The 25,263-nt window shown below is 56.8% G+C and carries 20 protein-coding genes; 12 read left to right on the top strand and 8 right to left on the bottom strand.

Annotation, left to right across the window (positions count from 1 at the left end; translation table 11 throughout):
• Window positions 1-50 precede the first annotated feature (50 nt).
• On the top strand, window positions 51-1,475 hold the full coding sequence (locus BLQ12_RS15215; protein WP_092211545.1) for an FG-GAP repeat domain-containing protein: 1,425 nt from the start codon (window positions 51-53) through the stop codon (window positions 1,473-1,475).
• Between the two features lie 379 nt (window positions 1,476-1,854).
• Window positions 1,855-3,126 (top strand): sulfate adenylyltransferase, encoded by a 1,272-nt coding sequence (sat, locus tag BLQ12_RS15210; protein ID WP_092211541.1) that lies wholly within the window; start codon window positions 1,855-1,857, stop codon window positions 3,124-3,126.
• A gap of 738 nt (window positions 3,127-3,864) precedes the next feature.
• Here sat and qmoC read toward each other — a convergent pair.
• The 5 genes from qmoC to aprB form a co-directional block, all read right to left on the bottom strand.
• Window positions 3,865-5,037: a quinone-interacting membrane-bound oxidoreductase complex subunit QmoC gene (gene qmoC / locus BLQ12_RS15205; RefSeq protein ID WP_092211539.1), complete on the bottom strand. Its 1,173-nt coding sequence runs from the start codon at window positions 5,035-5,037 to the stop codon at window positions 3,865-3,867.
• Window positions 5,038-5,140: 103 nt separating this feature from the next.
• Window positions 5,141-7,465: an FAD-dependent oxidoreductase gene (locus tag BLQ12_RS15200; protein ID WP_092211537.1), complete on the bottom strand. Its 2,325-nt coding sequence runs from the start codon at window positions 7,463-7,465 to the stop codon at window positions 5,141-5,143.
• Window positions 7,466-7,471: 6 nt separating this feature from the next.
• Window positions 7,472-8,743 carry a CoB--CoM heterodisulfide reductase iron-sulfur subunit A family protein gene (locus BLQ12_RS15195; protein ID WP_092211535.1) on the bottom strand — a complete coding sequence of 424 codons (1,272 nt, stop codon included), beginning with the start codon at window positions 8,741-8,743 and terminating at the stop codon, window positions 7,472-7,474.
• Between the two features lie 329 nt (window positions 8,744-9,072).
• Window positions 9,073-11,052, bottom strand: a complete 1,980-nt coding sequence (gene aprA, locus BLQ12_RS15190) for an adenylyl-sulfate reductase subunit alpha (protein ID WP_092211533.1) — start codon at window positions 11,050-11,052, stop codon at window positions 9,073-9,075.
• Window positions 11,053-11,118: 66 nt separating this feature from the next.
• Window positions 11,119-11,556 carry an adenylyl-sulfate reductase subunit beta gene (aprB, locus tag BLQ12_RS15185; protein WP_092211531.1) on the bottom strand — a complete coding sequence of 146 codons (438 nt, stop codon included), beginning with the start codon at window positions 11,554-11,556 and terminating at the stop codon, window positions 11,119-11,121.
• Window positions 11,557-12,400: 844 nt separating this feature from the next.
• On the opposite strand from aprB, the gene BLQ12_RS15180 reads away from it, so the two are divergent.
• Together BLQ12_RS15180 and BLQ12_RS15170 are read left to right on the top strand one after the other, a co-directional pair.
• Window positions 12,401-13,126, top strand: a complete 726-nt coding sequence (locus BLQ12_RS15180) for a YkgJ family cysteine cluster protein (RefSeq protein WP_092211529.1) — start codon at window positions 12,401-12,403, stop codon at window positions 13,124-13,126.
• A 450-nt stretch (window positions 13,127-13,576) separates the two neighbouring features.
• A complete protein-coding gene (locus BLQ12_RS15170) occupies window positions 13,577-14,395 on the top strand; it encodes an SDR family NAD(P)-dependent oxidoreductase (protein WP_092211525.1) in 819 nt (272 codons plus the stop codon).
• Between the two features lie 279 nt (window positions 14,396-14,674).
• Here the strand turns inward: BLQ12_RS15170 and BLQ12_RS15165 are convergent, their stop codons facing one another.
• From BLQ12_RS15165 to BLQ12_RS15155, 3 genes are all read right to left on the bottom strand, one after another.
• Window positions 14,675-15,451, bottom strand: coding sequence for a YkgJ family cysteine cluster protein (locus BLQ12_RS15165; protein WP_092211523.1), 777 nt, complete (start codon window positions 15,449-15,451; stop codon window positions 14,675-14,677).
• A gap of 23 nt (window positions 15,452-15,474) precedes the next feature.
• The gene (locus tag BLQ12_RS15160; protein WP_092211521.1) at window positions 15,475-16,056 is read right to left on the bottom strand and encodes a YkgJ family cysteine cluster protein; all 582 of its coding nucleotides are present in this window, start codon (window positions 16,054-16,056) and stop codon (window positions 15,475-15,477) included.
• Window positions 16,057-16,129: 73 nt separating this feature from the next.
• Window positions 16,130-17,188, bottom strand: a complete 1,059-nt coding sequence (locus tag BLQ12_RS15155; RefSeq protein WP_092211519.1) for a deoxyguanosinetriphosphate triphosphohydrolase — start codon at window positions 17,186-17,188, stop codon at window positions 16,130-16,132.
• Window positions 17,189-17,726: 538 nt separating this feature from the next.
• Between BLQ12_RS15155 and BLQ12_RS15150 the strand changes: the two genes are divergently transcribed.
• The 8 genes from BLQ12_RS15150 to BLQ12_RS27485 all read left to right on the top strand — a co-directional run bounded on the left by BLQ12_RS15150 (window position 17,727) and on the right by BLQ12_RS27485 (window position 24,969).
• The gene (locus BLQ12_RS15150; protein ID WP_092211517.1) at window positions 17,727-18,284 is read left to right on the top strand and encodes a type I restriction enzyme HsdR N-terminal domain-containing protein; all 558 of its coding nucleotides are present in this window, start codon (window positions 17,727-17,729) and stop codon (window positions 18,282-18,284) included.
• A gap of 216 nt (window positions 18,285-18,500) precedes the next feature.
• Window positions 18,501-18,986: a nucleoside deaminase gene (locus BLQ12_RS15145; protein ID WP_092211515.1), complete on the top strand. Its 486-nt coding sequence runs from the start codon at window positions 18,501-18,503 to the stop codon at window positions 18,984-18,986.
• 195 nt (window positions 18,987-19,181) lie between these two features.
• Window positions 19,182-19,694, top strand: a complete 513-nt coding sequence (infC, locus tag BLQ12_RS15140) for a translation initiation factor IF-3 (protein ID WP_092211514.1) — start codon at window positions 19,182-19,184, stop codon at window positions 19,692-19,694.
• A 253-nt stretch (window positions 19,695-19,947) separates the two neighbouring features.
• The gene (rpmI, locus tag BLQ12_RS15135) at window positions 19,948-20,145 is read left to right on the top strand and encodes a 50S ribosomal protein L35 (protein WP_092211512.1); all 198 of its coding nucleotides are present in this window, start codon (window positions 19,948-19,950) and stop codon (window positions 20,143-20,145) included.
• A gap of 238 nt (window positions 20,146-20,383) precedes the next feature.
• The gene (gene rplT / locus BLQ12_RS15130) at window positions 20,384-20,734 is read left to right on the top strand and encodes a 50S ribosomal protein L20 (protein WP_092211511.1); all 351 of its coding nucleotides are present in this window, start codon (window positions 20,384-20,386) and stop codon (window positions 20,732-20,734) included.
• Window positions 20,735-20,930: 196 nt separating this feature from the next.
• Window positions 20,931-21,938 (top strand): phenylalanine--tRNA ligase subunit alpha, encoded by a 1,008-nt coding sequence (pheS, locus tag BLQ12_RS15125; RefSeq protein WP_092211510.1) that lies wholly within the window; start codon window positions 20,931-20,933, stop codon window positions 21,936-21,938.
• Window position 21,939: 1 nt separating this feature from the next.
• Window positions 21,940-24,369, top strand: a complete 2,430-nt coding sequence (gene pheT, locus BLQ12_RS15120; RefSeq protein ID WP_092211509.1) for a phenylalanine--tRNA ligase subunit beta — start codon at window positions 21,940-21,942, stop codon at window positions 24,367-24,369.
• A 270-nt stretch (window positions 24,370-24,639) separates the two neighbouring features.
• Entirely contained in the window at window positions 24,640-24,969 is a 330-nt protein-coding gene (locus tag BLQ12_RS27485; protein ID WP_175469847.1) for a MerR family transcriptional regulator, read from the top strand.
• Window positions 24,970-25,263 lie beyond the last annotated feature (294 nt).

The raw sequence follows: 25,263 nt of genomic DNA, 5'->3' as shown, positions 1-25,263 counted from the left end.
GGGTCTGAACACGGCGAGTGAGCCGAGAGAGGATGTTTATGAGATTCCACATGATGAAGCGGGTTGTCGGCTTGTTGGTAACCCTGGTGTTCCTTGCTGCTGGAACGGCCATGGGGGCTCAGCCCTGCCTGTCCATTGACGAGGTGGCTTACAACGGGCCGGAAACCAGCGGGTATCTGAAAACGGGGGTGTCCCAGATGGTGGCCAACCGCTTGGGCGAAGCCGGTGTCTTTGTTCTTGAAACCTGCGATGGGCCCTCCCTTGCCATCAGCGTGACCCTGTTTGGCGGTACCGCCAACCTGGGAGCCACGATTAAAAAGGAAGGGTTTCATTTTTCCCGCTCCGGCGTCGAGGGAGAACTGATTGGTTTTGTACAGGAACTTGCCGATGAAGTGGCTGCAAAGATGACCGGCAAGGTCAAGGCTTCTCCTGCTCCGGCGGTAACGGAAAAGGCCCCAACACCCGATACTGCCGCTGCCGATGTGCAACCCCTTCGAAGCGAGGTCTTTCCTTTGGAAGTCCAGAGCGTCGCTGTGGGAGATCTCACCGGCGACGGGGTTATGGAAGCCGTGGTGGCATCCAGAGGGGTCCTGCAGCTTCTGTCGGTTTCCAAAGAGGCCATCACCGAAGTGGGCCGGGTGAGTTGTCCAGATTACCTGAAACCTGTGCGTCTTGATATGCTCGATTTTAACAATGACGGCAAGGCAGAGCTTCTGCTTTCAACCGTACATACCGTGAACCAGGACCCCTTTACCCTTGTGTTCCGTCACGACGGCACCACACTGGCCCAGATGGGAAAACCGGCGCCATTCCTTACTGCTGTTGTGACCCTTCCTGAAGGGGGGCGTACTTGTATCGCTCAGCGGCTCAGCGGCATCGATTACTGGGGCGACATGCACCGGGTGAGCCTGGGGGCTAAAGGCCTTGAGTTGGGTCAGCCTCTGGAGATGGGCGATGCCTTTCATGTCCTTGGATGGGACATGGCACCTATCTTAAAGGGCGAAGGCAAAGGCTATTTTCTTCTTTCAGAAGGGGGGCGCCTGGCATTCTGGGGCGATGCCACCTCCGACAGCGTGTACCGCAGCGATGAAAACTACGGGGGGTCCCGTTTTTTTCTCACCAAGACAGAAGGGTCCAGAAAGCAAGAAGAGAGGCGTTATCTGGTTTCACGCGTGAAATCCGTGGACCATGGGGCGTTAAAAGGGGTGGGGGTACTGCAGCACAAGGACTCGCTGGGGCATCTGTTTCAGGGGATGACACGATACAAAAACGGCCGGGTGGTGGTTGTGGGGTGGAACGGGTATGAGTTGGCTCCCCAGGCAACCTCGGCTGCCTTTAAGGGCTTTTTAATCGACTTTGACATCGTGGATATCGACGGAGACGGCGAGCTGGAAGTCTTTGGCGGCATCCTGAACAAAAAGGCCGGCCTTTCCGGCAAAGGTCGCTCCTATTTTGTTTTGTCTTCCCTGAAGTAATTCAAAGGGTACAGATCAACCGGTAACGGCTGATTTGACATAAAAAAGGTGGCACCCTGTCTTTTCGGAGACGAGGTGCCATTTTTTTTTATTGATTCTGTGCCGAAGTTGTCCCGCCACAGGTGGTGTGAAGGCGTCGCACCGGTACCATATAGGGTGAATAAGCAATCAAGTCCTTAAGAATAAAGAGAAAACATCCACGGGGTATGTTTGTGATCATCATCTGGGTTGATGAAAGTCCTAAATTCAACTTGACAAACACGGCCTTGTTTCCTATTCATCTACTTTAATAATAGTGATAACGCACATGAAGTAAATGTGAAGAACATTTATTCGAATTATATCCAAGTCATTTTTTTTAATGAAAGGAGACGTGCACATGTCCAACTTAGTTGCTCCCCATGGTGGAAAAGGCCTTACCATTTGCCTTCTCGAAGGGGCTGAAAAAGAAGCAGAACTGAAAAAAGCCGAAGGCCTCAAGAAGATCACCATCAGCCCCCGTGCCGAAGGCGACCTCATCATGATGGGGATCGGCGGTTTCAGCCCCCTGACGGGCTTCATGGGCAAAGCCGACTGGAAAGGCGTTTGTGATGATTTCCTCCTGGCTGACGGGACCTTCTGGCCCATCCCCGTGACCCTCGACGCCGCCAAGGAAGACGCCGACGCCATCACCGACGGCGAAGAGATTGCCCTGGTGACCGCCGAAGGCGAGATCATGGCCACCATGAAGGTCACCGAGAAGTTTGAGATGACCGAAGCCGACAAGCGCTACGAGTGCGAGAAGGTCTTCATGGGTGAAGGCACTCCCACGGCTGAAGAGTTCTGGAAAATCGCCGAAGACGATCACCCCGGTGTTCAAATGGTCATGAACCAGAAGGCCTTCAACCTGGCCGGCCCCGTGAAGGTTCTCTCCGAAGGCGAATACCCCGAGAAGTACAAAGGTGTGTACCTGACTCCCGCAGAGTCCCGTGCCATTTTTGACGAGCGCGGCTGGAGCACCGTTGCTGCCCTTCAGCTTCGTAACCCCATGCACCGCTCCCATGAGTATCTGGCAAAGCTTGCTGCCGAGGTATGTGACGGCGTGTTCATCCACTCCCTCGTGGGCAACCTGAAGCCCGGCGATATCCCCGCGGAAGTTCGCGTAAAATGCATCGATACCCTCGTTGATAAGTACTTTGTCAAAGAGAACGTTCTCCAGGGCGGGTATCCCCTTGACATGCGTTACGCAGGTCCTCGTGAAGGCCTCCTTCACGCCACCTTCCGTCAGAACTACGGCGTCTCCAAGATGATCATCGGCCGTGACCACGCCGGTGTTGGCGACTTCTACGGCATGTTCGAAGCCCAGGATCTCTTCGACAAGATTCCCCAGCCCGAAGATGCAGGCAAGCGCCTCCTCTGTGAGCCCCTGAAGATCGACTGGACCTTCTACTGCAAGAAGTGCGACGGCATGGCTTCCCTGCGAACCTGCCCCCACAGCAAAGAAGACCGCGTTATCCTTTCCGGCACCATGCTGCGTAAAGGCCTCTCCGAAGGTACCGAGATTCCCGATCACTTTGGTCGTGAAGAAGTTCTCGTCATCCTCCGCGAGTACTATGCCGGTCTCACCGAGAAAGTTGAGATCAAAACCCACGCTGCCGCTCTCGGCAAATAGCATGGGCCTTCACTCCTGACGGGGTGAGATAGTTTGTTTGCTTGTAAAAGGGCGGTGCAGAGATGCACCGCCCTTTTTGTTTTTTGATTATGATTCTTTATCGTAGCTATTCAGGTTAAGTCTCCGGCGGCCCTGTCGGCTCCTAAACTTTTAAAAAGTTAATCATACAGGTCTTATAAACTGCTGGAATGGATTTCGTTTAAAGGGTGGATGTGCTTTGACCCGAGGGACGAGGGGCAAAGTGCATCCGCAACCTGCTTTCAAGGTGGCACACCTTGCCGCCGGGGGCAGCTTTTTGGAACTGAATAGTTAATCTTGTTAATGCAAAATCGGGGATAGCAGGAACTTTGGTAGGATGGGGAAGGTCATACTGTGCCCATCACGACGGGGGATAACCGTCTCTATTGTAACCCGGAGAACATAAACCATGGTGCAGTGTGTCTGTGGTTGCCCCTCAGGGCAGTGAAAACGCTCGAAATGGAGTGGACTCTTATTCGGGTATGAAGAAGCCCGGGCCATGATGAAGTTCTCATTACGAGTCAAACCTGCACTGATATGGTGATGGGCCGACAGTGAGGTGCGGAATTACCGGGAAGATGTGTTGCTTCCGAAGGTCTTTTAGGCGGGCTGTCCAGGTTTTTTCGATTTTCTCCATGCCCAGTTACGTATGACAAACAAAAAAAGGAGAGCCGCGCGAAGCGAGGCTCTCCTTTTTTTAATCAGATGTGGCCATAGCCACTACTGGCGGTTTGCGTATTCTGCGTAGGTCATACCCACAATGCGGTAGACAAAGTGTGCCAGCTTGGAGAAGGGCACGTACGCAAAGAGGTGAAAGACCGCGATGAGGTGGATGTAGTAGAGCAGGTAGGTCCCGAAGGTGGAGCCTGCCAGGCGGGCCATTTCGGTCAAGAGACCGGTGGCACCCAGGAGAACGACAAGGCCCAGGAGGTACCAGTCTTTGTAGTTGCTGGTCTTGTCTTTGCCGAGGCGGTCCTTGATCATCAGGGTCGCGCCCAGAACAATGAGGATCCCGCCCAGGTTACCGAACCACTTGAGGGGGTTGATCTGGGAGTAGGGACCGGCGCTTCCCACCACATAGAGGAGAAAGAACCCGATGGACGTGGCGATAAAGCAACCGACGAATCCGTAGAGAACCATCATGTGGGCGGTACCGCGTGCCTTGTTTTCTCCGCACTCGTTGAACTGGGTGTGCTTGAGAATCTTGGGAAGCACGGCGGGGATGGTCTTGAGGAACGCTTTGATGTCCAGGTCCTGCTTGTCGGTCTTGCCTTCGGCCAGGGCATTTTCGTGCATGTCGTTCAGCATGCGCTTGAGGCCCAGGTAGAAGATCACGATGGCAGCAGTGGCCAGGGGGATGAAGGTCAGGTCCACCAGCCAGGAGGAGATAAAGCGGGCCTGGGCGATGGGGGCGTCGGTGTGGTGTACCCAGTGAGCGCCGAAAAAGCCGAAGAGCTTTTCCATGGTGCCGCCGAAGGCCATGGTGATGATGGCCATGAGGGCGAACCAGGCCGCCGGAATGGCGGTGAGGATCCAGAACTTGCTCTTGTCGGTGACCATTTTGGCCAGCTTTTTGGGCTGGGCATACTCGGAGATGGCGTATGAGCGGATGGCCGAGAGCACATCACCGGGCTGGGCGCCTCGGGGGCACAGGGTGGAGCAGTCGCCGCACTCATGGCAGAGCCAGATGTCGGCACTGCCCACCACGCGATCTTTAAGGCCCCAGGAGGCCGCGATCATCTCTTTTCGGGGAAAGGGTGAATCTTCAGGGGCAATGGGGCATGCAACGGAGCAGGTGGCACACTGAAAACACTTCTTCAGAGAGTCGCCGCCGAGTCCCACCACTTCATCAATGAACTCCAGGTTTGGATTCACAAGGGTATTATCGGACATGAGAATTCCTCCTCATCGTATTTCTGCGTTAGAAACTCGCTTGAAGGGGCCTCCCCTCGCATGGGAAAGGAGGCTCCGATCATTGCATCAAAAAGGCCGGGTCTTAGAATCCCTTAAAGGGGTTGGGACCCAGGGCCACCACCTGCTCAACAAAGCTGTTGACGATTTCAGGCAGTTTGTCGGCTTCGTCGATGGCGATCTCGAACTGGGCCACACGCTCTTCTTCAAGGGCAAGGGAAGCCAAGGCGTCACCGATTTTCTTCATACGGACATCGGCCAGCTCAGAGCCTTTGACAAAGTGGCACTGGTAGTCGTCACCGTGCTTGCAGCCGAGGAGGAAGACACCGTCCATACCTTGGGAGAGGGCATCTTTGATCCAGACCACGTTGACGGATCCCAGGCAACGGACGGGAATAAAGCGAACCTGGGCATCCACGCCGAGTTTTTTCATGGCGGCCATGTCCAGGGCCGGCAGGGCGTCGTTCTCGCAGATGAGGCCGAGAATACGCATGGGGGGCTCGTAGTAATCGTCTTCGGAGGGGACCCAGACGGATTTGACCTGGGAACCGACGGAGTCGATGTTGTAGTCGGCAAAACCGATGATACGCTCGGGGCAGGCACCCATACAGGTTCCGCAGCGGCGGCACCTTGTGGGGTTGGGTTTCGGGGTCCCGCGCTCGTCGTCGTCCAGGGCGCCGAAGGGGCACTCTTCGGTACAGCGCTTGCACTGGGTGCAGCGCTGGAAGAAGAAGTCCGGGAAGGTCATGTCGCCGCTTCGGGGGTGAACCGCAACCCCGCGGTTGACGGACTCAAGGCACTGAATGGCTTTCAGGGCCGCGCCGCTGGCGTCTTCGATGGACTCTTCCATGGTCAGTGCGCGGCGAATGGCACCTGCCGCGTAGATGCCCGTTCGCTGGGTCTCGTAGGGGAAGCAGATGAAGTTGGAGTCTGCGTACCCGTCGAAGATGTCGTTGTCACGGAAGCCCGGTCCCTGGCGGTAAGCCAGGTTGATGACGGCGTCGTCCACGGTAACAGGGACCATGCCGGCGGCCAGGACCACGAGATCGGCCTTTACCTTGAGGTTGTCGCCCAGCAGGGTGCCGTTGGCTTCCACAAGAAAGCCCTTGCCCTCTTTGGCAACGGAGGCGATGTCGCCCTTGGTCATGAAGACCCCGTTGTCCTGCTGCATGCTCTTGTAGAATTCCTCGGTGAGACCGGGGGTGCGCATGTGCTGGTAGAAGATGTATGCCTTGCCATCTTCGTAGTCTTCGCGGACGTACTTGGCCTGTTTCAGGGCCACAAGGCTGGTGACGGAGCCTGCGTAGTCGAAGTCGCGGTCGCTTCCGGCACCAGGGCTCTGGATAAAGACCACGTTCTTGGCCTCTTTGCCGTCGGAGGGGCGAGTCAGCTTGCCTGCTGCTGCCATCTCTTCGAACTGGGCGTTGGTCACCACATCGGGGTCGTCGATGGAGAGGTGGGGGTACGCCTCGGCAGTGAGTTCAGCGGGTCGCCAGCCGGCGGCCAGGACCACAGCACCGAATTTTTCGCCGTCGGGGTCGACGGTGAGGATGTCCTCACGGCCCTCGTTGTACTCCTTATACTTTGCGGCCTGGGCTTCGGCGTCCAGCTCGTTGCCCGCTTCGTCCACCTTCATCTCTGCGGGGAGGGGAAAGGGCACGTCAAAGGGGATCTTTTCGCCTGGTTTTTTCAGGGTCACGGTGAAGTCACCGGGCTGGCCGGCGATTCGGGCCACAACCGTACCGGTTTTTACCGTGATGTTGGAGAAAGAGCTCAGCTTGGCGATGGTGTCGTTTACCACCGGAGGCATCAGCTCGGTGTAGGGCTCACCCTGGGGCATCTGCTTGCGCATCTTGGCTGCCCAACCGCCCAGCTTGGCCTCTTTTTCAACGATGGTGACATCGGCGCCGGTTTTTGCGGCATCGATGGCCGAGTTCATGCCGGTGATGCCGCCGCCGATGACCAGGATCTTGTTGCTCTGGTTCTCAAGCTTGAAGGGCTCGGGCAGTTCCACCTTGTCCAGGCGGGCCAGGCTCATGCGGAGGTAGTCGTTGGCGGCCAGCTGGATGTTGTCCACAAAGTAATCGTCGTCGTCGGGGCCCTTGGCGGGGTACTTCTCGCGGCTCATGGTCCAGACCACCTGCTCACGGACACTGGCGCGGTCCACGAGGCAGTTGTCCCATTTGAAGATGTCGTAATTGACCCTTCGGGAGCAGCCCACAATGGAGAGGGTGTTGACGCCGTCGTTGACGTCGGCGTTGATCATCTCAAGGCCGGCTTTGCCGCAGAGGCACTCGTGACGCTTGACGGTGTAGCCGTCGTCTTCAGCCACACCCGCCAGCTCGTCGATATTTAAGACATCGCCGATTCCACAACCTGTGCAGATATATACACCATATTTTTTAGCCATGGTTATTTACCTCCCTACTACGGTTTGAATCGCTTTCAGGGCCATACCTGTAGCATTCTGGTTGGAAGACACAACATCGGCGGGCTTGTTGGCGCAACCGCACCCGAACATGCCACCCTTTTCAAAGTCGTTGACGATGAAGCCGTTGTCGTTGAAGGTGAGATCTGCCTGGGGCTTGTCCGTTGAGAGGCTGGGCTCCATGCCCGTGGCCAGGACAACGAGATCGGCTGTCTGGCGCATTTTTTTGCCGGTGACGGCGTTTTCCGCCACCACGGTCACGCAGCCGTTGTCGGCATCGGATACCTCGGCCACCTTGCCCTTGACGAAGAAGACCTTCTCGTCTTCCTTGAGCTTGTTGTAAAATTTTTCATAGCGCTGGCCCGGAGCACGGAGGTCGATGTAGTAGATGGTGACCTCGCAGTCGGGGTACTGGGCGCGCAGGTAGGTGGCATGCTTGAGGGACGCCATGCAACAGATGTAGGAGCAGTAGGGAAGGTGGTTCTCATCCCGGGAGCCCGCACACTGAACAAAGACAACGCTTTTCGGAGCGGCATCGTCTGAAGGACGGACAATCTTGCCCTCGGTGGGACCGGTGGAGGAGGCCATGCGCTCCAGCATCATGTTGGTGATGATGTTCTGGTGGCGACCGAAACCCAGGTTGTCGATGCGGGTTGCGTCGTAAGGCTTCCAGCCGGTGGCCCAGACCACGGAGGCCACCTTCACGGTGGTGGTGGTCTCGGTCATGGAAAAATCAATGGCGTCGTACTTGCAGGCCTCTTCGCACTTCTTCTTGTCGTCGGCGCTGATGTACTCGCTGATGACATACTTGGCGGGGAAGGCCATGGGGTGGGGCAGGTACGCTGCCTTGGTGCGGTCCATCCCGAAGTTGAGCTCGTTTTCAATTTCCCCTTCACACGCTTCGGTACAGGCGCCGCAGCCGGTGCAGTTGTCGTTGACGAAGCGGGGACGGGTTTTCAGGGTCACCTCATAATTCCCGGGGGTCCCTTCGACCTTCACCACTTCTGTCATGGTCTGCACGTGAATGGCAGGGTTGTCCTTGATCCGGCGGAAGTTGATTTCAAGTCCGCAGGTGGGAGGACAGAGTTTGGGAAAGTACTGGTTCAACTGGAGAACACGTCCGCCAAGGTAGGCATTTTTTTCAACCAGGATGACCTCGTGGCCGGTTTCCGCGGCTTCGAGGGTGGTGGTCAGTCCGCTGATCCCACCGCCAACGACCAAAATGCTTGCACTAGCAGGGGCTGCTTTGTCGATTGTCATGCTATCCCTCCATGCATAAATGTTTATAAACTGTCGAAAACCTATGTATTCGCTACTCTTTTTTGTAGACCCGGGGGACAAGATGGCGTTTTGTTCACTTTCTCCTTTTGTCACCTTGGTGTGCGTGTCCACATTCCGTCGGGCTTCGGCGTGGAGTGCTGAAGCCCGCAAAAATCTGGACACAACATTTCGGCGAAGGAAAAAATGTTCACGACCAAAAAATAAATTCAGTCCCATGAAAGAGTAATGGGCATTAAAAAAAGCCTCCAGACATCGCAAGGGACATCTGGAGGCTTATTTAAGCTACTTCATCACAGCTTCCCTTAGAATTACTTCATGGGGATGATTCTGTGGTAGGGCTCTTTGATCATGGTCCACTCGTTGGTCTTCCTGTCGAAGGCAGAGTTTACGAAGCAGAACCACTCCTCGTCGTCCTGTCCGGGGTAATCCGCCTGGTAGTAGAAGCCAGGATAACGGGTTTCCTTACGGAACTGGATGTGACGGACGTGGGCTTCTACCGTGTAGATACGGTGGTAGATTTCCCAGCATCGCATCAGCTCGTGAAGATCGCCGGCTGCGAGTTTCTCGCAGTCTTCGTGCATCATCTTGAGCAGGTCGTCGATGAGGATCTCGAGGGCCTTGGAGCTGGTCTGGTAGTAGGTGGCCGTACCGCCGCCGTATTCGTTGGTGGCCTTCATGAGACGAAGGGCCATGCCGTCGGGCTTGCAGTAGTTGGGGTTCAGGTTCTGAGCCGTGGTGAACTCGCAGTTGTCGAGGAAGGTGCGAACGGGCTTCCACACGAGGTCGACGAGCTCTTCTTTGGTCTCGGCCAGCTCAGGCTTGAAGGGGTTGTCCGTGATGTACTGGACCATACCCTTGGCAGCCACACGACCTTCGTAGTGAGAACCGGAGGAGAACTTGTGACCGGAGCAGCCAACGCCGTCACCTGCGGTGAAGAGGCCGGGGACGGTGGTCATACGGTTGTAGACCTTGTCGCCGACGCCCCACTTGTAAGACTCGGGAACCCAGTCCTCATCGGGACCGGAGCACCAGAGGCCGCAGCAACCGGAGTGAGATCCGAGGAGGTACGGTTCGGTGGGCATGATCTCGGAGTCTTTTTTCTCGGGCTCGGTGTTGGTGGCGCACCAGAGGTTGGCCTGGCCGCAGGTCATGTCAAGGAAGTCTTCCCAAGCTTCGGACTCGAGGTGCTTGAGCTCTTTCTTGTCCATGGTCTCGCCGAGTTTCTGAAGGGCGAGGGTGGTCTTCATGATGATGGGACCACGACCGGCTTTCATTTCGAAGAGCATCAGGTGGTTACGCAGACAGGTCGGCGTGATGGCAGCCGTTCCGTAAGGAGCGTAGTTGGCCAGTTCTTCCTTGGAACGATCGGTGGCGGCGTAGTTTTCGCCGATGCCGTTTTCAAGGTGAGCTTTGAAGAGGAGGAACCAGGCACCCACGGGGCCGTAACCGTCTTTGAAACGGGCGGGGGTGAAACGGTTTTCCATCATGGAGAGCTGAGCGCCGGCACGGAGGCACATGGTGTAGGTGGAACCTGCGTTCCATACGGGGTACCATGCACGACCCTTGCCTTCACCAACGGAACGGGGCTGGTAGATGTTAACCGCGCCACCGCAGGCAACCATCATGGTCTGGGCCTTGATGATGTAGACCTTGTTCTCACGGGTGGAGAAACCAACGGCGCCGGCGATCTTGGAGGGATCGTTTTTGTCGTTGAGGAGTTCAACAATGAATACACGCTCAAGGATGTTCTCTTCGCCGAGGGCCTTTTTGGCGGCTTCAGCAACGATACGCTTGTAGGATTCACCGTTGATCATGATCTGCCACTTGCCGGTACGAACAGGCGTGGCACCATCTTTCAGGAGGCCCATCTTGAGGCCTTTTTTGCCGTCCATGCTCTTGCCGTCGGCGGACTTCTTCCACATGGGAAGGCCCCACTCTTCGAAGAGGTGAACGGAGTCGTCCACGTGACGGCCTACGTCAAAGGAGAGGTCTTCACGGATGATACCCATGAGGTCGTTACGGACCATGCGGGTGTAATCATCGGGGGTGTTGTCGCCGATGTAGGTGTTGATGGCGGAGAGACCCTGGGCAACAGCACCGGAACGCTCCATGGCGGCTTTGTCAACGAGAAGGATTTTGGTGTCGTCGCTGGCCCACTTCTTGACTTCGAAAGCGGTACCGCAGGCAGCCATGCCGCCGCCTACAATCAGAATATCAACTTCCATTTCGACGACTTCAGGGTCGCGAACAGCTTTCAGTTCTCCCAAAGGCTTGTTAGGTAATGCCATTATTATTTCCTCCTAAAAAGAAATTTTTGTGTCGTAATCAGAAACACCTTCGTGGTGACAACAAACCTATGCAAGCTCAAGGGGCCGTGCAAGGGTAACGCCGTCTGCTTCCTCGGTAGAGAGGAGGGCTGAGCTCAGGTCTTTGCCTTTGAGATCGTCGTAGGCGTTGGCTGAGCCTTCGGAAGTGGTTCTGATGGGGAACTTGAAGCGCTTGACGACGCCGTTGCGGAACTTACAGGTCCACATGATGTCCTCGGTGCCCATCATGGGCATGATGCTGGAGCCCATGGGCACGAAGTCGGAGTAACCACGTACTTCGATGGCCTGTGAGGGGCAGATTTTGACGCAGGAAAAGCATTCCCAGCACTGATCAGGCTCCTGGTTGTAAGCCTTCATCGCGGTGGGATCCAGAACCATCAAGTCGTTGGGGCAGATGTACATACATGCTGTCTTCTCCCCGCCTTTGCAACCGTCACATTTTTCAGCGATTACATAGCTTGGCATTTGCTATACCTCCCTGATAGGGCATTGATCACCTGTTCAATGCCTCGTTAACTTTTGGTGATTCTCCGGAGTGGAGGCATCACCACTGACACTGTTGCCTGAAGTGTTACAACTCCTGGCTACGATAATAAAAAAATTATGTATCCGCAGAGTTCGTCCTCTCCACAGATATATAATGTTCTTCTCGAATTGCTTTATTTAATAGGTGATAGTGTCTATCAATCCTACTTCCCATGATAATAATTAAGCTGCAAAGTATCACCGGGCCTGGGCCTTGTCAACCATTTTTAGAGAAGTAAATTCCCTAAAAAAAAGAGCTATCTACTGTGTTTTTAGGGGTGTTTCCACATCTTCGATTATGAGGGGTTGTTCATACCAGATATAGGTATCTGTCGGATTTTAAATGGAAAGCTTTGCCTCTGAACCCGGGGGGCTGTGTCTGAGGTAACATCTTTAAGATGCGACGGTTTATGGTGCTTTTCGGGCCTTTTTTCAGGGTTCGTTAAAAGGAATTTATCATAAGTCAGGGTGAACGATGTTCTAGTAAATCAATAATATTGAAGGTTTCCATCAGTGAATTGACGTTCAGTGGAGCCGCAGTATGGGTGTGGTGACCTGTCGGGGGTCTCGAAGCCGAGGGAAGCCTCCGTCGCGCGGCCTTGACATTGGTACCGGCCTGGGTGACCATGGGGTGCCGTCGGGGCGATGCGGCCCTGAAAACGAAGGAGGTGTTCCTTTGGGTATGATGCAGTGATCGCTGCGGGATGCGAGCATCCGCGGCAACCATCGGGGAGCCGACAGGCCCCGGAGACTTGTTTTAGGTTTGACCTTAGACGGAGGTGTTATGAGCGGTGAACCACAGTTTATTGGAATCGACGAATCCTTTACCTTTGCATGCGGCTCCCACAAGGGGTGTTTCAACCAGTGCTGCTGCGATCTCAACCAGTTTCTCTACCCCTACGACATCCTGCGGTTGAGCCGGGCCCTGAAAATACCCACGGGGGAGTTTCTGGATACCTATACCTTTATATACACAGGGGATAGCACCGGGCTTCCCGTGGTCTCGTTCAAGACCTCAACAAGGGATCACAATGCCTGTCCCTTTGTCACGGACCAGGGCTGCTCGGTGTACGAGGACCGCCCCGCCTCCTGTCGCATCTTTCCCCTTGCCCGGGCCCTTGCCCGCTCCCGGGAGGACGGCTCCGTCAACGAGTATTATGCCGTCATCGAGGACCCCATCTGCGAAGGCTTTGTCGGTGGTGAGCTGTGGACACCCAGGCGCTGGGTGGAAAATCAGGGCCTTGTTCCCTACAACGAGCGCAACGATCTCATGATCGAGCTCATCAGCTTGAAGCAGCAGCTCATGCCCGGTCGCCTGGAAGGGGACGACCGCAAGGCCTTCGAGCTGGCCTGTTACGACCTTGACGCATTCCGTGCCCAGGTGGCGGATGGCTCCATCGCCTTTGATGCAGACCAGAAAAAAGCCATCATGGAAGACGACGATGCCCTCCTGCACGGGGCCATGGACTGGATTCGTGAGCGCCTCTTCGGCAGTCGGCGGGCCTCGTAATCTCGGGCTCAGGGAAGCTTTCCGGCCAAAGATGCCTCCGGCGGCCCTGCCGTGGGCCAAATATTTGAAAAGTTTGACAAACAGGTTTTGTGAACGGTCTCGGTATATTCGGAACCCGCTGTTAACTCAAAAATTCCTGACTTAACGATTGTGCATCCCCTTCTGGCGCCCAGCCCCGACGGGGCTGGGCGCCAGAAGGGGATGCAACCGGAAAGTTTTTGCGGAGCTTTTTTCAAAAAGCGACCCGCCGGAGGCAAACTGAATAGTTGCAATGAACTCTACTTGAAAGGCGAATGTGATTTTCCCTGAGGAACGAAGGGGAAAGCGCATTCGCAACCTGCTTTCGAGGTGGCTCACCTCGCCGCCGGAGGCAGGCTTTTCCATGCAGTTTAACCATAGAAGGCTTTTTTCCGGTTTTTGGCCTTGGCCGAAAGAAAGGGATCCTGAATAATGACAGATGAACGTGTGGCGCTGGTGTTGGGTGCTGTGAAGGGGATCGGCCGGGAGATCGGGTTGTCCCTTGCGCGGCGTGGTATTCGGACGGTGCTGACCTGGCACGACTGGGAAGAGAGCCTGCCGGAGCTGGAAGCAGCCTTTGGGGAGGCGGGGTGCGACCATGAGATCGTCCGTGTGGACTTGACCGACACCGAGGCGATCCCCGGGCTTATTGAGCGGGTGATCGAACGCTTCGGCCGCCTGGATATCCTCATCAACAACATCGAACGCGGGGGCATGCCCGTGGTCCACGGGAGCTATACGAAAAATCAGTGGGAGCTCGAGGTGGCAACCACCCTTACGGCCAAGCGCTGGGTGTTCGAAGCGGCCTTGCCTCACCTTAAAAAAGCCCCTTCGGGCTGCGTGGTGAACCTCTCCTCCATTGCCGGCGTGGTGGGACGAAGCGGGCCCGCCAGTTATATCTTCAATGAAGGCTACTCCGCGCTGAACCGCGGCATCTCCCTTTTGACTGAAACCTGGGCCCGTCTGGGCGCGCCGTCCGTCCGGGTCAACGAGCTGATGCTGGGTATCATGGATACCCGCCACGGAAAGGGTACCCGCGGGTGGGGCATGTATCCCGAGAATGTCAAGGAGGGGATTGTGGACCATACCCTTCTGGGTCGGACCGGCGCACCTGAAGACGTGGTAAAGGCCGTTAACTTTCTTGTCTTTGACGCCCCTTTTATGACCGGCTCCGTGATTCGCCTGGACGGGGGGTATGTGCTGGGGGGGGACGCGGTGTGGGAGATGCCTGAGGGTGTGGAGAAACTCTAAGGGCTGGTTTGAAATACCTTCAATGGCCAACAAAAATCCAAAAAGCATGCCTCCGGCGGGTCGCTTTTTGAAAAAAGCTCCGCAAAAACTTTCCGGTTGGCAACAGCCCTTCTTCCCCGCCCTGCGGGGAAGAAGGGCTGTTGCCAAATTGAAGGTATATGACGGGTCAATAAAGGTGCATACGACCGCAACGACTTTAAAACCTGTTTGTCAAACTTTTCAAAAATTTGGCCCCCGGCAGGGCCGCCGGAGGCTTGTTTGAGCTGAATAGTTACGGCTTTATTTCATTTTGATTGTTTTTGACGGCAGCCCGAAGAGGAAGACCCGGATCCACTCAAATCCGAATTTCATGACGGCCACGTCATCCCGCCTCAGCTTCATTTTGAGATCGTTTTTGATCTTGCAGCGTTTTAAAAACGAGCTCCCGAAGATAAACTCCCTGAAATCATCCACGTTGTAGGCCGCCATAAAGGCCATCTTGGCGCGCTGGCCCTGCGGGCCTTCCGCGCCCCAGGGGTTGCCGGAGAACAGGGCCTCCACTTCGCCCCAGAGTTCGTTCATGGCGTTGTGGTTTTCGGCGTTCTGGTCTTTTTGCCATGCTTCGGGGGTGAGTTCCCGGGGGTCGTGGATGCCCTCGCAGAAGGACGGGGGGCGCAGGAAAAGGACCCGCTCTTTGGCGCCGTCGGCGTTGTAGTAGATACCGTGTTCGCAGGGGAAGGTGCGGCAGGTGTCGGGGCGGTGCGCGTAGGCGGTGCAGCCTGCTTCGGACAGGAAGATGCAGGTGGCTTCTTCGTTGTCGTTCATGCGGAGCAGCAGCTCGGGAAGGGCTTTGCCGTCCCGCAGGACGGCGTCGGTGTACCTGTCGATGAAGTCCCCTGCAGAAAGGCCCAGGCCCTGCTTCAGGCGCAGCACATCGTAGGGGCTGAGGAACAGGTTCAGGTTGCGGCAGCATCGGTTGTAGCAGGCCAGGCCGTCGTGGCAGCGGAACCGAAAGGTCTCGCCTGTGCCGATGAGTCCCTCCAGGTTGTCTATGGTCTCTGTTTTCACTTGTTTCATGGGTGTTTCTCCGTGCTGATCCGCTACAGCAGAATCATTTCGGCAATGGTGAGCTTCAGGCGGTCTGCAAAGCCGGTCTCTTCCCTCAGCCCCTTTTCAAGGATGGCCATCTCCCGGTAGAGGGGGGTGCGGTTCAGGGGCTGGCTTTCGGGGCTGGCCTGTTCAAAACGGGCGCATCCGGGGCCGTCGATGACGGAGCCGTCGGGCCGTTCCAGGATATGGGCCACGCCGTGGAGGCGGCACACCATGGGGCGATGGTCATACAGCATGCATTTGCCTTCTTCCATGAGGGGGCAGGGGACTTTTTCGTCTGTCTCGCCGTTTGCCCGCCGGTGAAGCAGGGGGGCGGCCTCCTGGGCCCGGAACGTGATGGTGGCAAGGGCCTCCTCCGGGAGGGTGGCCAGCCCCTCTTTGAGGTAGAAGAGTTCCATGAGGGTGTGGTGATAAAAAAGGGAAAGGCAGCAGTTGTCCTCGCACCCGGTGCAGGTGAACCCGCTTCCCGCCGAGGCCGCGTCGTAGCTGCGGTCCATTTTGTCGAAGAGGTGTTTTATCCTGTGGGCCCATTCGGGGTTCTCTATTTTGATGAGGGGGCGGGGTCTGCTCATGGGGTCTCTGCCTTTGTATCGGGTGTCGGGGCCTTGCTGTGGCGAGGGCTCCCTGGGTTTTCGCAGGCGGTGTTCATACCAGCGACGACGGAAAAAAATGGCGCTCGTAAAGCTCCAGGGCGTACCGGTCGGTGATGCTGGCAATGAAGTCGCATACGGAGCGCTCCTTGGAGCGGCTCTTGTTGTGGTTCGGCATCTCTAAAGCGGCGAGCTCGTGGGAGAAGATAGTTTCGTTCTCCTCTTGCAGGAAGAAGGTGTAGAGCTCCCGCAGGATTTTTTTGGATTTTACGAACTCGTTGTGGACCTGGGGTGATCTGTAGACGTTGTGGTAGAGAAAATTGCGCAGCTCGTCCATGGCCCGGTGAACTTCGTCGGTGATCTGGAGTTTCAGCTCCCCGTTTTCAGGGTGGGAGGCGTAGACGAGATCCCGGACCATGGTGGTGGCCCGGTCCGGGTGGGTGTTGCCGAGGACCCGCACGCACCGCTCGGGGATTTGCTTCTCACAGATGACCCCGCTCCGGATGGCGTCATCGAGGTCGTGGTTCAGGTAGGCCATGATATCGGCCACGCGGACTACCTGGCCCTCCACGGTGCAGGCCTTTTCCCGTTTGCTCTCCGGGATGATGGTGCCGTAGCCCTTGGAGTGTTTCAGGATCCCGTCGCGCACCTCAAGGGTGAGGTTGAGTCCGGCCCCGTTTTTTTCCAGGATATCGATGACCCGAAGGCTCTGGATGGGGTGCGAGAAATTGCCGGAGTAGATCTCTTTCAGGACGGTTTCTCCGCTGTGCCCGAAGGGGGTGTGGCCCAGGTCATGGCCCAGGGCGATGGCTTCGGTCAGGTCCTCGTTGAGGCGCATGGCCCGCGCAACGGCCCGCGCAATCTGGGCCACCTCAAGGGTGTGGGTCAGCCGGGTGCGGTAATGTTCGCCCAGCGGGGAGAGAAACACCTGTGTTTTGTGTTTAAGGCGCCTGAAGGCGTTGCAGTAGACAATGCGTTCCCGGTCGCGTTGAAAGTCGCTTCGGATGGGGCAGGCCTCTTCGCCCCGGACCCGGCCTCTGGATTGCGAGCTTGGTAGCCCGTAGGGGGAGATAAAGCTCTCCTCCCTTTTTTCGAATTCTTCTCGTGATGTCATGATGGCCTTGTCCCTCTCTTCAGAACCATCTCTGGTGGCGTGCAAGGCGCCGGAAACGAACGGTGGACGCGGCAGGTGCGTGGTGCCTTTACCTGCGCAGGGCGTGACCGTCCATGGGCGCACCATGGCGAAATAAAACAACCTTTATATAACAGGTTGGGGGGTAAATACAAGGTGGGTCCGGGAAAGCCCCGCTGTGCAGGCCCTTTCAGCGACGACCACGGGTGTGGCAGGGCCAACGCATGTGGATTTTGCCTCCGGCGGTCCTGCTGGGGGGCAAACTTTTGAAAGGTTTGGCAAACAGGTGTTGAGTGTCACTCTGGTTCATTTAAATATACTCGTATTTCTCTTGATTTCGCCTAAAGCACAGGCAGCCGAAAAGTTTTTGCGGCGTTTTTTTTCAAAAAGCGACCCGTCGGAGGCAACTCACGGTTGCATGCGTTTGCCCTGACGGGTGTGGTGCGGGCCCTTGTCTCGGTGTGTGGGATCGGTTAAACTGGCTTGGTGGAAAAAGGGGTTGCGCCTCAAGGAGGCATGTATGACGGAAGGGCACCATCTTGTATTGGGGACGCTCACCGACTGCCTGACAGGGAAAACACTGACAGATACCCACGATGAGCGATATCGACAGGGGATTGCCAGGCACTTGTTGGGCGTGTGCGGGTTTGCAGCGGAGGAGATCGAGGCGTCCCGGGTCATTGAGGTGGGGGCCGGGGAGAAAAAAGCCCGGTTTCCCGTGGATTTTATTGTCTCGCTTGGCGGAATCGCCGCCATGGTGGTGCGGTATCGGCCCGGCTCCATCGTTACCCGGCACCGTTCGGGCCAGGCCCTGTGTCTGGTGCTGGCCCCCCACGAAATTCCCGTTGTTGTGGTGACCAACGGGGAGGAAGCCGACGTGTTGCATGGCGGCACCGGAGAGTTAAGGGGTCAGGGGTTTGATGCAATCCCCTCCCGCGGCGAGCTTGAGGCCGTGGTTTCGGAGGCCAATATGGCGCCGGTGTCCGACAGGCGCCGGGAGTTGGCCCACCGGATTCTCTTTGCCTGTGAGGTGGATGACAGCTGTCCCTGCGATACATCGATCAGCAGGCTGGATTGATGACGCCCTTTGGCTTGGATAAAACAAGCCTCCGGAGGCAAGGTGTGCCACCTTGAAAGCAGGTTGCGGATGTGATTTGCCCAAAAAGATTTTTTAAAACCTGTTTGTTGCACTTTTTAAACGTTTAGCCCCCGGCGGGGCCGCCGGAGCCAGGCTTTTTTTATTTGATTCAACCGGAAGCGGGGTGTGAGTGTGTGTGGAGAGGATGTCCGTTGGATGAGGGTTGCCCTTGACGAGGCGGAAAAGGCCCTTGAGGGAGGAGATTTCCCTGTGGGCTGTATTGTGGTGGCACGCGGGCGCGTGGTTGCCACCGGCAGGCGCAGCGGAACCGCCGCCGGGCCCGGCAATGAGCTGGATCATGCCGAGGTGACGGCGCTGAGGTGCCTGCTGGAGTCCGGGGGGTTGCCCGAAGGGGCGGACGCCACCTTGTACTGCACCATGGAGCCTTGTCTCATGTGTTTTGGGGCTATTTTGCTCAGCGGGGTGTCCCGCGTGGTGTGGGCCTATGAAGACGCCATGGGGGGCGGGGCGTCCTGTGATCTTGCCAGTGTGGGGCCTTTGTATGCCCAGGCTGGCGTCGAGGTTCGGGGCCGGGTTCTGCGGAAAGAGAGTCTGGCGCTGTTTAAATCGTTTTTCGCCAACCCCGATAACGGGTACTGGAAGGACAGTTTTCTGGAGAAGTATACCCTTGAGGCTGTTTGATGCTTCGGGGGCGGGGCGTCGGTGAGCCCCGGCCCGGTAGGGTTTCCACGATTAACAACCCGGAAAAAGTATCTTTTTTCTTGCATTTGTGCCAAATCTTCTATAAATAGAACGTTTGTTAATGATACATTATCCGCAAAATAGACTGTGATTGCGGAACGATAGCTTGAAACAGTAGACCACGAGGAGGAGAACATAGCTAACCGCAGCAAAATCAACGTCAACAACAAGATCAGAGCAAGAGAAGTACGCGTCATTGGTTCCGATGGAACACAACTTGGCGTGCTTCCTATTCAGAAGGCATTGAACACAGCCGCTGAAGGCGGACTCGATCTTGTTGAGGTGGCACCGAACTCGACTCCTCCTGTTTGCAAGATTATGGATTTTGGTCGTTTCAAGTATGAAGAGACCAAGAAGCGGCAGGAGGCGAAGAAGAAGCAGAGCTCCTTCCAGATGAAGGAGATCAAGGTCCGGCCCAAGACAGGTGACCATGACCTGGAGACCAAGGTCGGTCACATCAAAAAGTTTATCGGTAAAAAGAACAAGGTCAAGGTAACCTGTATGTTCCGCGGGCGTGAAATTACCCTCTCCGCCCTGGGGCGCGAGTTGCTTGCCCGTGTTGCCGAAGAGACTGCAGACGTCGCGACGGTAGAGCAGATGCCCAAGTTTGAAGGGCGTACCATGTTCATCATCCTCGCTCCCAAGTAAGATGTCTTCGCAAAGCGCACACGTCACCCCCTGGTCCCCCCGGATACCCGGAAGGCCTGGCCGGTGACTTGCGGCTTTTTTGCGGGGTCATCATAATGCCTTCGACTCCGGGGTCCCCCGTTTCCCGGTTCGGGGCGTCAACGTGATGACATTCGGCGCAGGCGGTACCGTGCACGTTCGGTGAGCCTGTCATTTTACGGCCTTTGGCCTGCAGATGTCTGCGCCATCTTAAAAGTGAAAGAGGTTTTACACCATGCCCAAGATCAAGACCAACAGAGCGGCTGCAAAGCGCTTTAAAATTACCGGTTCCGGTAAAATTAAGTTCAACAAGTCCAACTCAAGCCACATCCTTACCAAAAAGACCACCAAGCGTAAGCGGTCTTTGCGGCTTGCACAGGTGCTTGATGCAACCAACGTAAAAGCTGTCAAGCGAATGCTTCCCAACGGATAGTTCTTTGACGGAGACGGTCACCCCACCTAAGAATCCATGTTGTGTGCAGCAGAAGTAGCGCATGAAACATGCGATCACGGGTTGAAGCGGGTTGGCCTGCAGTATCTTGAAAGTTATCGGACTGCAGCTGGACACGGTTTCAGCCTCAGCCACCATCACCAGAAAAAACGGCGGACATCGCTGACCCCTTCAAGGTAAAGAAGTCGGGCTGTGATGTAACGAAGGAGATAGAAAGACAATGAGAGTAAAAAGAGGAACTAAAGCGAGGCAGCGCAGAAATAAGGTTCTTAAGCTGGCCAAAGGTTTTCGTGGAGGTCGCAGCAAACTGTTTCGCACGGCGGCCGACTCCGTAGACAAGGCGCTGATGTACGCATACCGCGACCGCAAGCAGAAGAAACGTGACTTCCGCAGGCTCTGGATCGCCCGAATCAATGCCGGTGCCCGAATGAACGGCCTCTCCTACAGCAAGTTCATTCACGGCCTGAAGCTGGCCAAGATCGACCTGGACCGAAAGGTTCTGGCTGAACTGGCCGTGTCCGATCCTGCAGCGTTTACCGTGATTGCAGAGCGAGCGTCCCAGCAGCTTTAAGGAGATCGATTCCCTGCCACAGTCGGGTCGTGCATTGGCGGCCTTGGTGCCACGCATGTCGACCCGCTCTTTCGGATGGGACTTTTTCGGGGTAAGGCGCTCGCTTTGATGAAGCAAGCCGCCTTGCCTCGTTTTTTTAACAGGTCCCGACCCTCTTGAAGGTTGAGGCCATCCAAACGGGACACGTAGCGCGACCGTGGAAACTAATATCGAACAGATCTATAGTGAGGCCCTTTCCGACATTGAGGCGGCCTCCGATGAGAAAAGCGTGAAAACCCTTTCCACCCACTATTTGGGTCGAAAGGGTTTTGTGACTCAGTACCTTAAAAACATCTCCTCGCTTCCCGAAGCGGAGCGTCCCCTGGCGGGCAAGCGGGCCAACGAAATGAAGCGGGGTCTCGACGGCGCGATCACACAGCGCCTTGCCGTCCTTGCGGCGGAAGCCGAGGCGTCTGATCCCGGGATTGACGTCACCCTTCCCGGGCGCCAGGCCGAAGCCGGCTCCTTCCACCCCATCACCCGGATTACCACCGAGATCTGTGAGATTTTTACCCGTCTCGGATTTTCCGTTGTTGAAGGGCCCGAGGTGGAGAGCGACTACTACAACTTTGAAGCTCTCAATATCCCCAAGCACCATCCCGCCCGGGACATGCAGGACACCTTCTATATCTCCCCTGAAACCGTTCTCAGGACCCACACCTCCCCCACCCAGCCCCGCGTGATGGAAAAGAGCGAGCCGCCCGTGCGGATCATCGCTCCGGGCAAGGTGTATCGGTGCGACTCCGACTTGACCCATACCGCCATGTTCCACCAGGTGGAAGGGCTCTACGTGGATAAAAAGGTCTCCTTCGGGGACTTGAAGGGGGTGCTTACCTCCTTTATCCATCAGATGTTCGATCCGGGCATCTCCCTTCGGTTCCGTCCCAGTTTTTTTCCCTTTACCGAGCCCAGCGCCGAGGTGGACATCAAGTGCGTGATCTGCAGGGGCAAGGGATGTCGTGTCTGTTCCCATACCGGCTGGCTTGAGATCCTGGGGTCCGGCATGGTTCATCCGGCGGTCCTGGAGAACGTGGGCTACGATACCGACAAGGTGAGCGGCTTCGCCTTCGGCATGGGCGTTGAGCGTATCACCATGCTGAAATACGGCGTGGATGATATCCGGAAATATTTCGAAAACGACATCAGGTTTCTGAGGCAATTCTAAGATGAAATTCAGTCTAAGCTGGTTAAAAGAATACATACCCCTGGAGATGGGGATCGAAGGCCTCACCGACGGGCTCACCATGGCCGGCCTGGAGGTCGACTCCGTTACCCCTCTTTATGACTCCCTTGACGGTGTCGTCGTTGCCCGGATTGTGGAGGCAAAGCCCCACCCCAACGCCGACAAGCTTCGGCTCTGTCAGGTGGACGCCGGGGGCGAAGAGCCCGTGGGGATCGTCTGCGGCGCACCCAATGCCGCCGAGGGCCTTGTGGTGCCCTGCGCCCTTCCCGGTGCGGTGCTGCCCGGGGGCGTCAAGATCAAGAAGGGGAAAATCCGCGGTGAAAAATCCGGCGGCATGCTCTGCAGTGCGCGGGAGCTTCAGCTGGACACCGATGCCTCGGGCTTGATGGAGCTCGCTGCCGACCTTGTGCCCGGCACGCCCATAAAGGAGGCCCTGGCGCTTTACGACTCCATGGTGGAGATCGACCTGACTCCCAACCGCCCCGATTGCCTGAGCGTGCTGGGTGTGGCCCGTGAGGCCGGATCTTTTCAGGAGCCGCCGGTGAAGCTCACCCTTCCTGAGGTTGCCCTTCCCGAGGCCAAGGCCTCCCTGGGCACCATCGCCGATCACACCTCGGTCACCATCGAAGACGCGGACCTGTGCTGGCGCTATGCCGCCCGCCTTGTTTTCGACGTCACGGTGGGGCCCTCTCCTGCCTGGCTCCAGCGGCGCCTGCTCTCCGTGGGGCTTACGCCCATCAACAACATCGTGGACATCACCAACTTTGTGATGATGGAGACCGGACAGCCCCTGCACGCCTTTGATTTTGACCGCCTGGCGGAAAACCGCATTGTGGTCAAGCGGGCCACCGAGGGCGAGGCCTTTACCACCCTGGACGACAAAGAGCACAAGCTCTCCTCGGATATGCTGATGATCTGCGACGGCGAAAAGCCCGTTGCCATCGGCGGGGTGATGGGTGGCGTGAACTCTGAGATCGAAGAGGGGACCACCCGTGTGCTCCTGGAGAGTGCCTGCTTCAACCCCACGTCGGTGCGCAAGACCTCCAAGCTCACCGGGATTCACTCCGATGCCTCCCACCGCTTTGAGCGCGGCAGCGACCCTGAAGGCGTGCTGTATGCCCTGAACCGGGCCACGGCTCTCATTGCAGAGCTCGGCAGCGGTGCCCTGGTGGAGGGGCTCATCGACGAGAACCCGGTGCCCTATGCGCCCCGGACCATTTCGGTGAACGTCGAGGCCCTGAACAACCGTCTCGGTACCTCTTTGACGGCCGAGGAGATGGCCGGGTACCTTGCCCGTGTTGATTTTGCCGTCACCGTTGCGGACGCCAATACCCTGGAAGTGATTCCTCCCTCCTTCCGCGTGGATGTGGAACGGCCCGAGGATATCTCCGAGGAGATTGCCCGTCTCTGGGGGTACAACAACATCGAGACCTCCTATGCCAAGGTGGTGGCTGCCAACGAGAGTTACCCACCTGCCTTTGTGGCCCGCCAGGCGGTTCGCAGTGCCTTTGTGGGGCTTGGATTCAATGAAGCCGTCAACTACAGCTTTATCCGGGAAGATGCCGTGGATCGCCTGCGGTTTGCAGACGGGGACCCCAGGCGTTGCCTGGTGACCATCTTGAACCCCATCTCCGAAGAGCAGAAGGTGATGCGAACTTCCCTTGTGGCAGGGCTTTTGTCCTCCGCCGTTCGGAACATCAGCGTGCAGGAACGCAGCTTGAGGCTTTTTGAAGTCGGGGCCACCTTCATCGCCGGAGAGGGGGAGTCCCTTCCCCGGGAGCCCGAGATGCTGGCAGGTCTTGTTACCGGTGACCGCCGGTCCGCTTCCTGGTTCGGCAAGGAGGAGCCGTGTGACTTCTTCGATCTCAAAGGGGCCCTCGAAGGTTTTTTTGAGGCGCTGCACGTTTCCGGGGTCGCTTTCCGGCCCATGGCGGCAGATGATTGCAGCTATACCCGCCCCGGTTACACGGCTGAGATTCTGCTGGACGATGAGGTGATCGGTCTTGCCGGTAAAGTGCACGGCGAGGTCCTGAAAAGCTTTGAGCTCAAGCAGGATGTCTATGTGTTTGAAATGGCCATGGCGCCCCTTGCGGCCCGTATTTCAGGGGACCGTCAGGCGATGCCCATCCCGAAATTTCCCTCCGTGACCCGGGACGTGACCATGATCTGTGAGGCTTCCGTTCGTGCAGGTGATGCCGTGGCATCCATCCTGGATGAAAAGCAGCCCCTCATTGAGGGGGCGTGGCTCCTGGATCGGTATGCCGGTGAGAACATCCCCGAAGGCAAGCAGAGCCTTACCTTCAGGGTGGTTTATCGATCTGCCGACAAGACCCTCAACGACAAGGCCGTCAACAAGATCCATACCCGAATCATGGAGATGCTGCTTACGCGTTTCGATGGTGTCCTTCCCTAACGTTCCACTCAGGAGCCGATAGCACAGGAAACGCTGTGATCGGGCAGAAGAGGGGCGTCTATGGCGCCCCTTTTTTTTGAGGTTGCCGAGCCCGGGGCCGCCCTTGGGCGGGGCCGGGCAAAGCGCCCTGCCGAAGGGAGTCAGGCGTTGCTGCGCCCCCTGCCATGGGGCGGGGCACGCGATGTGTCAGGCGGTGATAAATGGAGGTTGGTGCGGGCTTTCCGCAAAGACGGTCCAGTTGCCTGGATACTTCATGGAGGGGAGGAGAAAATGGGTATTGTCCCTCAGAAAAAGTATTTTAAGATCAGTGAGGTGAGCAGTCTGACCGGGTTGGAATCCCATGTTCTGCGCTTCTGGGAAGGCGAGTTTTCCGCCATTCGGCCCAAGCGTACAGAGTCCGGTCAGCGGATGTACCGCAGGAAAGACATCGACGTGATCCTGGAGATCAAGCGCCTGCTTCACGATGAGCGTTATACCATTGAAGGGGCCAAAAAAATGATCGGGGCCAGGGGCAAAGAGAAAGATGCCTCCCCGGCGGGGACCCGTGATTTTCTCAAAGAGATTGTCGATGAATTGCGGTTGATTCGGGCCATGGTTTAGGCCGGGAGGGGCCGCATGAGCCGCGCCTCTGATTAATGTATTGACAATACACTTTTTTTATCTTATTAGAATAGGCTGGAAATTTGAGGGAGCTGCGCGCAACGCTTGCTCCGGTGGGTTGAATCCCGCCGGCACCGGGCGTCGAAGGGTTTTGCCCTGTCGTATTCACCATTCGTGCGCCCCTCGGAACAGTCCCATTTTTCGGGGCTTTTGCTGGGTGAGCCCCGTTCCTTGAGGCCATTCGGCAGTGGCATGTGATCTTCGGGTCACTGCCGTTACATGAAGGTCTGTTGC

This window comes from Desulfoluna spongiiphila (assembly GCF_900101345.1).
GTDB lineage: Bacteria > Desulfobacterota > Desulfobacteria > Desulfobacterales > Desulfolunaceae > Desulfoluna > Desulfoluna spongiiphila.
Note: the sequence above shows the minus strand (reverse complement) of the source record. Positions and strands in the feature narration are given on the sequence as shown.

Bases quoted from the DNA above. Each gene is read 5' to 3' on its own strand.
- sat (WP_092211541.1), top strand. From the start codon at position 1,855: ATGTCCAACTTAGTTGCTCCCCATGGTGGAAAAGGCCTTACCATTTGC.
- aprA (WP_092211533.1), bottom strand. From the start codon at position 11,052: ATGGCATTACCTAACAAGCCTTTGGGAGAACTGAAAGCTGTTCGCGAC.
- qmoC (WP_092211539.1), bottom strand. From the start codon at position 5,037: ATGTCCGATAATACCCTTGTGAATCCAAACCTGGAGTTCATTGATGAA.
- BLQ12_RS15215 (WP_092211545.1), top strand. From the start codon at position 51: ATGATGAAGCGGGTTGTCGGCTTGTTGGTAACCCTGGTGTTCCTTGCT.
- BLQ12_RS15195 (WP_092211535.1), bottom strand. From the start codon at position 8,743: ATGACAATCGACAAAGCAGCCCCTGCTAGTGCAAGCATTTTGGTCGTT.
- aprB (WP_092211531.1), bottom strand. From the start codon at position 11,556: ATGCCAAGCTATGTAATCGCTGAAAAATGTGACGGTTGCAAAGGCGGG.
- rpmI (WP_092211512.1), top strand. From the start codon at position 19,948: ATGCCCAAGATCAAGACCAACAGAGCGGCTGCAAAGCGCTTTAAAATT.
- BLQ12_RS15180 (WP_092211529.1), top strand. From the start codon at position 12,401: ATGAGCGGTGAACCACAGTTTATTGGAATCGACGAATCCTTTACCTTT.
- BLQ12_RS27485 (WP_175469847.1), top strand. From the start codon at position 24,640: ATGGGTATTGTCCCTCAGAAAAAGTATTTTAAGATCAGTGAGGTGAGC.
- BLQ12_RS15160 (WP_092211521.1), bottom strand. From the start codon at position 16,056: ATGAGCAGACCCCGCCCCCTCATCAAAATAGAGAACCCCGAATGGGCC.
- BLQ12_RS15145 (WP_092211515.1), top strand. From the start codon at position 18,501: ATGAGGGTTGCCCTTGACGAGGCGGAAAAGGCCCTTGAGGGAGGAGAT.
- BLQ12_RS15170 (WP_092211525.1), top strand. From the start codon at position 13,577: ATGACAGATGAACGTGTGGCGCTGGTGTTGGGTGCTGTGAAGGGGATC.
- BLQ12_RS15200 (WP_092211537.1), bottom strand. From the start codon at position 7,465: ATGGCTAAAAAATATGGTGTATATATCTGCACAGGTTGTGGAATCGGC.
- BLQ12_RS15150 (WP_092211517.1), top strand. From the start codon at position 17,727: ATGACGGAAGGGCACCATCTTGTATTGGGGACGCTCACCGACTGCCTG.
- BLQ12_RS15155 (WP_092211519.1), bottom strand. From the start codon at position 17,188: ATGACATCACGAGAAGAATTCGAAAAAAGGGAGGAGAGCTTTATCTCC.
- rplT (WP_092211511.1), top strand. From the start codon at position 20,384: ATGAGAGTAAAAAGAGGAACTAAAGCGAGGCAGCGCAGAAATAAGGTT.
- BLQ12_RS15165 (WP_092211523.1), bottom strand. From the start codon at position 15,451: ATGAAACAAGTGAAAACAGAGACCATAGACAACCTGGAGGGACTCATC.
- pheT (WP_092211509.1), top strand. From the start codon at position 21,940: ATGAAATTCAGTCTAAGCTGGTTAAAAGAATACATACCCCTGGAGATG.